This is a genomic window from Lacticaseibacillus jixiensis, from assembly GCF_042847315.1.
Taxonomy (GTDB): Bacteria; Bacillota; Bacilli; order Lactobacillales; family Lactobacillaceae; genus Lacticaseibacillus; species Lacticaseibacillus jixiensis.
Window position 1 is genome coordinate 1 of sequence record NZ_BAAFPR010000043.1, and the last position, 11,787, is coordinate 11,787.

At 46.2% G+C, this 11,787-nt stretch carries 7 protein-coding genes; 4 read left to right on the forward strand and 3 right to left on the reverse strand.

Annotation, left to right across the window (positions count from 1 at the left end):
* The first annotated feature begins 870 nt into the window (after nt 1-870).
* The 3 genes from ACGG90_RS14630 to ACGG90_RS14640 all read left to right on the forward strand — a co-directional run bounded on the left by ACGG90_RS14630 (nt 871) and on the right by ACGG90_RS14640 (nt 3,111).
* Nucleotides 871-1,269: a hypothetical protein gene (locus ACGG90_RS14630; protein ID WP_390410533.1), complete on the forward strand. Its 399-nt coding sequence runs from the start codon at nt 871-873 to the stop codon at nt 1,267-1,269.
* 53 nt (nt 1,270-1,322) lie between these two features.
* Complete coding sequence (locus ACGG90_RS14635; RefSeq protein WP_390410534.1) at nt 1,323-1,733, forward strand: hypothetical protein; 411 nt, start codon at nt 1,323-1,325, stop codon at nt 1,731-1,733.
* 229 nt (nt 1,734-1,962) lie between these two features.
* Nucleotides 1,963-3,111 (forward strand): CamS family sex pheromone protein, encoded by a 1,149-nt coding sequence (locus ACGG90_RS14640; RefSeq protein WP_390410536.1) that lies wholly within the window; start codon nt 1,963-1,965, stop codon nt 3,109-3,111.
* A gap of 566 nt (nt 3,112-3,677) precedes the next feature.
* Here ACGG90_RS14640 and ACGG90_RS14645 read toward each other — a convergent pair.
* Together ACGG90_RS14645 and ACGG90_RS14650 are read right to left on the reverse strand one after the other, a co-directional pair.
* Complete coding sequence (locus ACGG90_RS14645) at nt 3,678-6,062, reverse strand: relaxase/mobilization nuclease domain-containing protein (protein ID WP_390410538.1); 2,385 nt, start codon at nt 6,060-6,062, stop codon at nt 3,678-3,680.
* Between the two features lie 21 nt (nt 6,063-6,083).
* On the reverse strand, nt 6,084-6,464 hold the full coding sequence (locus ACGG90_RS14650) for a plasmid mobilization protein (protein WP_390410540.1): 381 nt from the start codon (nt 6,462-6,464) through the stop codon (nt 6,084-6,086).
* Nucleotides 6,465-7,692: 1,228 nt separating this feature from the next.
* On the opposite strand from ACGG90_RS14650, the gene ACGG90_RS14655 reads away from it, so the two are divergent.
* Nucleotides 7,693-8,460, forward strand: coding sequence for a hypothetical protein (locus tag ACGG90_RS14655; RefSeq protein WP_390410541.1), 768 nt, complete (start codon nt 7,693-7,695; stop codon nt 8,458-8,460).
* A 63-nt stretch (nt 8,461-8,523) separates the two neighbouring features.
* On the opposite strand, the gene ACGG90_RS14660 is transcribed toward ACGG90_RS14655, so the two are convergent.
* A complete protein-coding gene (locus ACGG90_RS14660) occupies nt 8,524-9,522 on the reverse strand; it encodes an IS30 family transposase (RefSeq protein ID WP_390410543.1) in 999 nt (332 codons plus the stop codon).
* Nucleotides 9,523-11,787 lie beyond the last annotated feature (2,265 nt).

Genomic DNA, 11,787 nt, shown 5'->3' on the forward strand with positions numbered 1-11,787 from the left:
GCATCAAGACGATACCTCTTTCATTAATTGTGTAGGAACTTTAATGATAACAGGTCGTATCGACTTGGTGTTTTTTATTTTGTCTGAGTGCTAACGATAGTGGCTAACTTGATTGTAAAACGCGGGGTCACTATTGATTTGAGATCTTTTATGGGTTTCTTACATAATCATCAAATAATCAATCACAATAAGGAACCTAGCAGACTTTAATCTCGAGTGACGGAGATAAACTCAACACGCAAGATTGGTATGACACGCCGTCATACAGATGGTTATCACAGCAATAGGCTGAGATACGCTTGAATCTCAAGAACACAGATGTCAAGAGCAGATTTCGCGTCTTAGTCTTCCCCCCTGATGCTGCTTGGCGGACAATTCTTCGGATAGCCCCCCATGTAATGACCCTTCTTCTACAAACGAGTCTGCATCCGCAAGAAAGAACTCTAATTGTTCCAAACGAGCATCCGTAATTTGGAATTATTCATTAAACAGCGCAGATGAGACCTGAGGACTATTTCGTTCAAAAGACGCCAATGTATTCTATTTGATGGCCCTTGCATACAACGTAGCTTGAAACAAACGCCGTGGTTCCTGTTGCTGTTTAACCAATTGGCCACATCCGAGATTGAATCACGCCCCCCACGTTTGTAAATTCATTGTAAAGATGTGTTGGATTACGTGGCAACTTTAGATGCGCAAACGAATTCATGTATACTTATGGTATTGATATGACACAATTGACAATCAGAAAGGAGGAACCAACATGATCATTGTACCTTCACCTGAACCAATGTGGGAAGAAATTGGTTTGATTTAATCATCAAATAGATAACGTCAAACTTTCCCCACCGCTAAGAGGAGGAACCCCAGATGATGTCACGTAAAATGTTATTAACGCTTGTTACTGGGATCTCATTTTGCACCATCGGATTTCCCACTTTAACTGCACGTGCGACTGAACAAACAACCGATATTCCCAAAGAAATGATCTCCAATTCTAACGAGTCAGTATTATCGTTCACCGAAGAAGTTACGGTTGGGGTAATCGTAGAACAAATGAACGTTCCTGGTGAGGGCTGGACCTTAATTTCTTCGTCAAAGCAAACAAAGACCATCAATTTTATGAATCCTGCGTTACTCAGTTCCTCAACATCGTATCAAGATTACCTAAAAACATGGGATGGGAAAGATGGTATGAAGCATCGAAGCTATGTGGATGTAACCACATGGACGTATAACGGCAGTGTGCTTGCAACGTATACTCCGTAACCGGGAGCGCTGCTTCAAACAAATCTAAACAACTGAAAAGAGGAGGACCACTGATGTTAAATAGCAAAGTTATCCTGTCTTCTGTCGTTGCTACAGGTATATTATGCTTCGCCGGTTCAACGAATAATCAGGTGTCTGCAAGTGCCAATGACACACCCCCGGCATCTGAGATGGGACAGCCAAATGCAGATTCTGTGCTGTCCACGACTTTAGAAGTTATCCTATCTAATTCCATTCGACAACAAAAGGGTTCTGGCGGGTTGTGGTTCGACCTTACATCAACCTCCACTGATGGGAAAACGGTTACCATTACGATTCCTACAGGTGGAACTTTTGATCAAAAAGAACGGGTCGTGATCACCCCGGACAGTTTTGATCCTGACAATTTCCGTGAATACACAACGTATTATACGTACTATGTTAACGGTGTGGTGGTCGCATCTGGCAGTCCAAATAATTCATAAATCAGACCGAAGTTGTAGTGAACAAGCTTAACCATCAGTATTAACAAGTAACAACAAGCACTTAGCTGGGTCTAAGTGCTTTTTCAGTGTTCATAACCAGCCCATTATTATCCCAGATATACCGTTACCTCTGTTGATATCTAGATATTGTTATTTCCAACGCGAGTATTTTTGCTTATAATCACAGTGAATTGGTTGTTACAACTCTTACATAAGTGAGGACATTCAGATGTGTATTCAAATTCCAGTGCTACTTGTATTGGTGATTATGCTATCGGCTTGTAGTGCAAAAGAAGTTGTGGATGATACAAGCGCCAAGGTAAGTGGTTCGAATGTGACAAGTGTTATTTCAACACACAAAGACTATCGCTTCAATGTTACAGATGGAAAGTATGAAACCGGGGCTGCCCGGGAGGAGGTCATTGCGAATTCAACACAGTCTAATGGGTATTTCAATATAGAAAGTATGCAATCGGACTTGAAGCGCTTCTCCTCTGGTATATTTCCATCAGATAAATACAAGTTTTCTGAGGGACAACTAATCACTAACACCATATTGCCTCAATGGTTAGCACGAAAGGGCAATCCCGATCTTGCTGACCCTATTGATCCAACATACCCGACTGGACTAAACCCGGCACGTCACTCAAACCGCTCGACTCGAACTCCCGTAATCATAGGAAATATTATCGAACAAAATTACATCGGGAAAGACAGCCAACTTGCAGGAATTAGCATTGGAATAGGTGTAAAGTCAACTGACACCTATCAGAAAATACAGTATGGTGCATATTATGAACAAAAAATTAAAACAACTACGGCGGTAAAATATGGCGTCTCAGTATCAACAATTATTGCTCAACGAGTTGAAAAATTATTGCGTTCAAAAAAACAATCACCTGTTCCCATCTTCATTGGAATTTATAATCTAGCCGATACAGATGAACTGATTGGCGGAACATACGTCATGCATGCAACCTATAAAAACAACAAAATGTCTGCATGGATCCCAACTAATGAAGTAAATCAAATGCTCCCGGTTGTTGAATCTCAAAAGCCCATTTCGCCTGATCTATCTAGTCAATTCAACAATTTTACAAAAAACATCAAACAAGCCTTTCCCAAGGTGCCATCAATAACTGCACAAGCGCGTTTTAGGAACCAACAAATTTATGGATTAAACTGCACGGTAGAAGCTCAGTATTTTGGCGAATCAGAAATTCAAAGCTTGCTAGGCTTTGTTGCTTCGGCTGCTACTAATGATTTACCAGAAAGTATTCCTGTTGAGATTACGATAAGGACAGCAACTGGCATTGTCGGATATGCGGGTAGAGAAGAAGGTGAATCAAACTTTTACGTACATGTTTTAACCAATTAGTTAACTGCTCACTTGCTAATATCGACGGAAATTGCTGACTTTTCTAATGGCTCTAGTCGCAAGGCCTAAATCCAGTTGGTTAATCCGTCCTTGCATCGGTTTCAGAATCGAGTTGCGATTGAGCCTGATGACCAAATCAGTTTTCACGGCTTGCATCATACACATACTAAGCTTCTTCCTGGTATCTGGGGTAGCTGTTCCATACTTCGCTTGCCGATTTGGTCATAACAATATCATGGCGACGCGCAACGTGCACTGACACTTGCGCAAAAGCCACAAACAGACCCAAGCTGGTGAGGCCGTGATCGTGCTGAATAGTCGAACGAAAGTCCAAAAGGTCGCCCGGAAGGTACAGACAAAGGCCCTCATGATATGAAACAAATGTCGGTGAGGGCCTCTTCTTGGTACTAGTTTTTGTTTGTTCTCGCTACCGAGGGCTAATTCAAATATTTCCAAATATTTATCCCTACAAAGTCTGATATATCAACGTTTCTAAACTCTGCTTAGACGCGCTTTATGACCAGTACTGGAAGTACCAAAATTCACCTTGGCCGGGATTTCATTTTCTAGTTACCCGGAAGGTCATGTGGCGCTGACGGTTCCGGCATGGATTCGGCGCCATGCTCAGGTGCAGTGCGCTCACCAGTCTTTTCAGACGATGCGACTTTGGCCAGTGCAGTCTTAGCACCTGGTACCCGCGCCGCGGGCTGACCGCCGGTTGAGCCCCCGCCGTTGAGCGCATCCAGGCCAACCAGTGCAACTTGAAAGGCGCGCTGTGCAGTGTACTTGGCTTTACGACGCTTGGAATTCTCCTGTTTGGCGATGGCCTCACTAGACATCTTAGGTGCAAGACCCTGTTGAACGAGTGAGTCATAGTTGAACACGACTTTGCCGTACTCACCAGATGGCAAAGGCCCGAGTGGCGTTTGCGTTGTCGTCAAAGCGAATGGGCGGTCGAGCTTGCGCCAAGCCCTATGTTTTTGATAGACGGTTTGGCACTCTTTATCCGTGACGGGAGGTTGCCCGTACGCACTACGGATATGATCGTACTTGTCACGTATAGCCATATTCTTGTCGGCCAAGACACTCCAACTTGCTTGCCGTTTGGATGCCGCGATTTCCTCATCCACTTGATCACGCTCGGAGCCAAGAACTTCAGGATGGGCAACCCGTTCACGCTGATCTTGCTGGACTTTGCGTTCATCATCACGATGTTGCTTATCTTTGATGAACTGAGTAACCCGCTGTGCCGCTTGTGCGGCGCGCTCACGGGCTCTGGCAAGACCTTCTTCAAAACTATGAAGTACTGCCTTAACCCTTGAAGTGGCGCGCATGGCTGGATAAATTAGCTTTGAGAAGGCAGACTTGTGGCTTGCAGTTGGCCAAGGAGATTTTCGAGCGTATCCGCCTGAGAAGACATCTCGCTCAGAATCTGCCTCGCGTCTTCCACGGTCTGGTTCAACAACGGCCCATACGTCATCATATTTTGCACGTCTTTGTCCAGTGGTTCGAACCGGTTCAAAGCTTGTTGGATCGAGCTCAACGTTGTTTGTGTACCCGTCCGAACCATCGCTAGTCTGTCGATATCCTGAGTCAGCGACCCCCGCTCCCCGGCTAGCTCCTTGATCAGAGCTTCGCGTTGTGTCCTCAGGTTCCGCGCCAAGATCTTGAGATCGTCTAGCCTGAGCCTCGAGGCGACTTCTGTCTGCACGGACTTGCTCATTGCTTGCCGCAACGAGCTCTGTGAGATCGATCGCTCCACTGTCTTCTGGATCGTCAATTGAATCTGATTGGTCATCTTCTCGGAGCTCATTTGCTCCATCACTTGTGTCGCGATGAGTTTCGTCATGGCCGGGCTCTTGAGGAGTTGCGTCGTCACTTGCGATACTAGTTTCTTCAATTGCGGTTCGGTTAGGTGCACTGTCGGCAATTGTGCTGTCGATGATACGTTCGTCTTCTTTGTGTTGGTCTGTTTGTCTTTGTAACTCATCTTGCGTCACTCGTCCTTCTATAAAGTTCGTCATTTCATCGATGCTATACACGGAGCCAAGTGTTGATGCGTGCACACGCTCAACCCATTCTCTTGCTGGAGCACCAGGCTTGCGCTTGCGAGATGACTCAACGTCCAAATGGTGAATCACATAAGTCAAGGCACCCGTTTTATTTGCGCGCACTTCAACGGCTAAACGATCCTGCTTGAGCGCACCAGATTCATCAGGTTGTGTAAAACTGTTTTGCTGTGGTTCTGCAAGTTTCGCTTGTACTTGATCTAAACCAGACACACTTGGATCAAGCAACGCGTCATCCAAACGCTGTTTAATATAAACGCGTGGGTCATAAACGCCCTGATCTAACGACTTAAGTTCCTTGGCTGTGTATCGCTCTGGTGCAAGCGTGGATGTTTTTTCTGGCACAGTATAACCAAAATCTTTGCACATCGCGTCGTTTAACGAACGCAGCAATTCCTGCTGCTGGCCGTACGCGAAATTCATCACCTTGCCAGTTTCCATGTTGACCTTGTTAGTGATGACGTGGACATGCGCAAGATGACTTTTGCCGTCGATGTGAAGTGCTAGAAAACTTTCATAAGTCGGATAAGCTTTCTCGATGACGGCACTAACATAGTCAAGCGCGTGTAACAATTGTTGCGGATCAGTTGAGTCAACTTCATCTTTGGAAAATGAGAAAACAGATCGAGAAACCTGATTTTTATAACCGCCATGTCCAAAGTAATGACGCGTCTGAATCATTTCGTTTTTCGCATCGGACGGATCACAACGCACACCGTCAGTAAAAATTGCTCGCGACTTCTTAGCAAGTTCGATCAACTCCGGATCGGCGCCACTACTTTCCAGCCACTGGATTGTTTCTTCACGAACTTTATTCGATTGCGCGTAGTTGATTGCGCCGGCGATTGACGCCCCATTCGTAACCTTTTTTATAACCGGCATCGTCAATCACCTCATCTCTTGTTAGTCGTCGTCGCTTACGCTTAAGTCATAATTGCGCGACCGCCGTGCAACAATTTCACTGCTAAGATCATGAACCAAGTTGCGAACCTCGATGACTTCCGCGTATAGCTTTTTCAAATCTGCATCACTCACGTGACCGCCTTTGAAACGTGATGAATGCATCACGTGCGCGCAAGAGTTTAAATCACGGCCAATCGTATCGAGTCGTGCGTGCGCATGTGCGCCCTCCTCAAGACTAAAGATTGGCTGGATCAGTCGTTGTTTCATCGCAACACGTTTCAGGTACGCGGTCATTGTTAAACCGTAGAGCGCGGCATTTTCACTTAGCACCCTGCGTTCGACATCATTTAATCGGATTGATGTGATCTTTTGCTTGACCATCTTGAATCAACTCTCTTCATCTAAAAAGTTCTTACATGATATATTTTACAACATCAAACACGACCATATGTGTCAATCCGGCACAGCAACGTGATTAAAGTGCAAAACAAAAGTGATTCAAAGTTCAAAGGCAGATGTATCAAAGTTGAAGTGCAGGCAAACCAAGTGCAAAGCCCGCCAAGATCAAAGACTCAATACGTCAAAACCCAAAGAACGATACCTTCTGAGAACCCATCGCTATGTATTACGTCGCGTTGCTTGTAATCCTCCGCTTGGGTCCCCAAAGAACACCAGCTGCTTACGCATCCGGTTTTCTCTGGACACTTTCCGGGCGGTACTTGCCGTTGGCAAGCCGCCCGCCGCTCCGCGGCTCCTGCACACCTCCCTTGCCTCAACTTGCTCCGCCGTTGAGTCAGCCTGATCACTTTTCGCCTGCTCAAAGTGTTCATGGCATCGGTCGATGTGCACGCCAGCGTTGCTGGCTATCACGCTCCTGCTCGTCGCGCGGATCGCGTTGCGATCCTTGGCAGATATTTTTCGGCAAGGTGCATGCCTCAAAAATGTCTGCCAGTCGTCCATGTTCAGGCTTGCGCCTGACCACTCCCGACAACCAAATGCGCACATCACTCGCCAGCTCGCGATTGCATTTGGTCCCGTCCGTCACCCACAAGCGCGTTGCGCTTGTTGCCGTCCAGGTGGAAAATGCGTCTGCCAGAAATCGGCGACGACACATTTCCCATGGCAAGGCGCACATTTCGTACGCCTTGCCCGGTGCAGCTACGCAAAGTTCAGGTTGCTACGCCCCCCTCATGTTGCTACGCCGCACCAAAAGAAATGGGTCAACCGATGCATGAACATACTCATGTCTAGTCATCGGTTGGCCCAAAACATAAAAGCCTAAGACCAAAAACCAAAGTTTCTATCATCGTAGATAGACGCGAATTGATACCAGAAGTGAATCAAAGATAACTCATCCGTGACTCAATCTATGCCAACAAAAAGTCCAAGTACGCTAAATACCTTATACGAAACCGTCATTGGCCAAATCAAAAGCTCATCACTAGTGATCAGGAAGTGGTGAAAGGCAAAACAATAAATGAATCACTAGCAAACCCGTCACGGATTAATTTCGAGTACACGAAATCTTTTTTCGTGATTTGCTATATGGTCGATTTATATTCGTATAATAAGAAGAGACCACATAAATCTAGCTAAGGAAGTGCTCTCAATGGATTACACTGAATCGTTAAAAAAGAAAATTGATCTGTCACTCGAAGTTGCAATGCACTACTATGAGTCGTACCTGAACTCAAAGAAGCTCATCGACGACGCAAAAAAAGACGAGCTTGCAAAGAAGCAAGCAGTACGTGACGCGAAACATGCGGCAGTTCGCGCAACAACAAATCGCAAAAATGCAGAACTGCTTACACAAAAAGATCATGATACTCTCGTAAATGCGCTCAAGCTGACCGAGGAAATTTACAAAGATCCTCAAGAAAGCGAACTCCTCAAGCACGCGATCAACGAAAAGATGCCCTTGGCTTTTGCTGATGAAGATAAACAAAATGAGCCAAAGACAGACGCCGCGCAACCAAAAACGCAACCGGCAAAAGCACCAAGTACGCCACACACTGACACAAAGACCGTTGCGCCTGCATCAGCCAATGCACCAAAGCCAACCGGTTCAGCACCACAAGCAGTTCACACGACACCAGCAAATCAGCAACACCCACAACAGCAAGCGCACGTTGCCGACATTAAAGGTGATCAAGCCAAGCCGCAGATGGGTCATGCGACTCCTACAAGCGGTTCTAAGCCATCGAGTGAACCGGCCAAGAATCAGATCACTCATACCGCGCAAATGAGCGGCAACAAACCGAAAGTTGAGCCGTCCAAAGCACCAATGGGGCATGCCGCGTCATCAAGTACCGTCAAACCAAAGTCAAACAACCCGTTTGACGATGACGATGATGACTTTGGCGATCTCTTCAAGTAACCAAATACGAAACTAAGTCCGACCAAACATACCTTGGCCGGACTTTTTATGTGCGACGAATTGTCAACTCAAGTGCAACTTTTTGCCTAGGTAAACTTCGGATGGTGTTTTCCAGCCTAAGACCTTGCGTGGTCGGTTATTCAGTTGTTCAACGAAGGCTTCTATGGCTTCATCGCTTTGTAAGTCTAAGTCCGTGTTCTTTGGAAAGTATTCCCGAATGAGCCCGTTGGTATTCTCATTTGTTCCTTGCTGCTGTGGCGCATGGGGATCAGGGAAGAAGACCAACGTGTTGAGTTCTTGAGCCAGTTCACGATAGCGCGCAAATTCAGTTCCTCGATCTGGAGTGATGGTTCTCACTCGATTTCCCGGTTGGGCGCCTAACAGCGCAACCATAGCATCCTTGACGTTATCTGCGTTAACCTTCGCAACTCGCATCGATAGAAGAAAGCGTGACTTACGGTCAACGAGTGTGACAAGGGCGGAGCGACCAGTTTTACCGCGTACAGTGTCGCCTTCCCAGTGACCAAACCAACTACGATTCTCTGCGGACAACGGCCGCTCATGAATTGACGGGACATCGTTGAAACGACCCCGCCGCTCATTGATGGTTCCTTTCACTTTGCGGGTCTTGCCACGATGCCGTAACTGACACGGAATACCACGTGCGCCATGGTTCTTTCGTGGAACGCCCAGGTTATCACGATAAATTCCACGATAGATCGTCGGATAGCTGATTTGAATCGTACTATTTTCATGTCGCAGACGTCCCGCAATTTGTTCAGGAGACCAATCATACTGCGTGATGTAGGTGATTACACGTTCGCGTACTTCTGGACGGTCGAGAATTCGATGACGTCGAAAACCCTGACGTACATCCTGATAACGAGCATGGGCATCTGCCACAGAGTAGTTGTTCCACCCGCCATTGCGGGAGACCTCGCGACTAATAGTGTTCTTAGAACGACCAATCTCCTTGGCAATCAGTTCTTGTGTCCATCCATTATTGATGCCAAGTAGTATCGTTTCGCGTTCTTTTAGGGTAAGATGTTTGTACGGACTCATAGCCGAGTTCTCCTTGTGTATGATCTTGTGGTGATTTCATTTTACAAGGACTCAAGTATCTGTGTACTTTCACTGCTTAATATCTGATGACAAGCGAGGATGACATGACAAAATATTTGCTCCTAGTTCTTTTGATCGCACTTGTGATGCTATCCATTGGCATCAAGAAACAGAATAAAGTGATACTACGGCTATCGATGGTGATCTCTGGTTTGCTGATTATCTTTGTCGGCTGGTTGTTGTTTGTGCTTATCCCTGCCATGTAGTTATTGCAGCGTCTGCACCGCGATTAAATTCACTCTGTTAACGCTAAAGTCGTTCTTCCAGTGACGCTGATTTATGCAGATTGCGCCTCATGGCCGGTCACAAATGGTTTTACATTGTGTGCAACTTAGTATGTGATCGCACTTATCCGTGCGCCCCGCGCTTGTCCACGAGGTCCGATTCAGGTGCATGATAGATGCAGGTGCCGTTCGCAAAGTAACAAAAACAAATCGTCAAGCAGCCAAGCCAGATCCCATTTGTGACCACATGGCGACCTATCGCCACACGTGATTCAACACGATGCGATACCAACGATCGGATTCGTGTACACGCACACCTGCATCTTCTATGCACCGCAACGTCGCCGCGATTGGCTCACGGGGCACTACCCGAAAACGTCCATACGGCAAGCCGTTTCCTACTGTTGGAAATGGAAAAGCGCCACAGATAGATGCTGGCGGACGCCGTATATCGCGTTATAATCCGCCCTACGGCGTTTTATCACATAGCGCACAACTTTACCTTGCAATCAGGTAACTTCCGCCCCGCGCTTGTTGACGCGGAGAATCCCCGGTGCAGCCTATAAGCAGGTGCAAAACCACAAAGGCCGACAACCATAGTAAAACAGCCATGTATCTATAATCTGAGTCACGACCACACGGTGTACGCACATAAGTCTCGCCAAATGGCCACAACACCCAATCCAAGTCATTTGCTCGTCATCACCTGCCGCGACCTTGCACCAGTCGTCCACCGCGACCACCCCACGGGGCACCGCCAGCAAGTCGCTGCCACCCGCCCACAGAACCCAAAACCAACCACTGTTATCGAATACGTGTTATATTAAGTGATTTGCAGTTACGCTCAGAACTTTTGCTATATAAAACTTTCCCCCAAACTTTCCCCCAAGGTCCAAATAAATAACAAAAGGGGAAGTATGCGGGGGAAAGTACAGGGGAAAGTTTTTCAAGGTTGTTTTTATAAAAGTAACTATTTAACTATATATCTCTCATAAATAGCCTATAAACGCCGGTGCTATGCGGTTTTGGTTGCAGTTACGATCCAGTTACACCGTAACTGTCACAATCTACACATTACGTACAAATTCAGCATTTGCAATGGTTACAGAGCTTTTTTTAACAATCACTTGTGCAGTTACGGCCAGTTACAGATTACAATTGAATGTGACTCATTCTCATAAAATTGGGATATATCGACCTGAATATGGGCGCAATTGCCCTAAAAAATGGGGGAAAGTTTGAAGGACGCATTTATGCCTTGCCTGCTATACTTTCCCCCAATAGCATTTAATAACAAGCTTTAGGCTTGGGGGAAAGTTTTGGGGAAAACGGCGCCAAAACCGTCAATTTTCCCCCTACTACGATTTGCAAACAATTCACCGAAATGTTCATGCTTTGAATACATTTCAAAGCCCAGTAGTTACGACCAGTTACTCGGCAGTTACGATTCCGGAGAATCGAACATACGAGTTTCACATGTTGTATCGTTTGTGGCGCAATGCCTATCACGCATATTGTGAATCTATGCATACATTGACCGGTTACGCGTAACTGGATCGTAACTGACCCGATTTTGTTATTTAATAGTGTTGTACCTGCCTAACGTTCAACAAAAAAGCCATGCATTTCTGCATGGCCGGTCGTTACTTTACATCTTCAAAACATTTGGTTGTCCGCTTGGCGGCGGTCTCCAACTGCTTAGTTACACGGTCAAACGTCTGCACGTCTGGTATGTTGTAAATTCCCGTGTTGGAGTCACGCTTGAGACCTTTAATAATTTCAGGATCATCGGTTAGGGTGAACCACCCCTTCTTCAGTCCCCTGATTAAGCGGTTGTCTGAGAATCCGACAGACGTAAGCACCTAATAACAGACCGCCTATCCCTCTCAATTGCCAAGCGGTATCATGACCTCATCATAAGAATGGTGAGGTATTTATATGGACGAAGATCAACCCGAGATTGTTCGTATCAAGTTGGACG

Bases quoted from the DNA above. Each gene is read 5' to 3' on its own strand.
- ACGG90_RS14630 (WP_390410533.1), top strand. From the start codon at position 871: ATGATGTCACGTAAAATGTTATTAACGCTTGTTACTGGGATCTCATTT.
- ACGG90_RS14635 (WP_390410534.1), top strand. From the start codon at position 1,323: ATGTTAAATAGCAAAGTTATCCTGTCTTCTGTCGTTGCTACAGGTATA.
- ACGG90_RS14660 (WP_390410543.1), bottom strand. From the start codon at position 9,522: ATGAGTCCGTACAAACATCTTACCCTAAAAGAACGCGAAACGATACTA.
- ACGG90_RS14645 (WP_390410538.1), bottom strand. From the start codon at position 6,062: ATGCCGGTTATAAAAAAGGTTACGAATGGGGCGTCAATCGCCGGCGCA.
- ACGG90_RS14655 (WP_390410541.1), top strand. From the start codon at position 7,693: ATGGATTACACTGAATCGTTAAAAAAGAAAATTGATCTGTCACTCGAA.
- ACGG90_RS14640 (WP_390410536.1), top strand. From the start codon at position 1,963: ATGTGTATTCAAATTCCAGTGCTACTTGTATTGGTGATTATGCTATCG.
- ACGG90_RS14650 (WP_390410540.1), bottom strand. From the start codon at position 6,464: ATGGTCAAGCAAAAGATCACATCAATCCGATTAAATGATGTCGAACGC.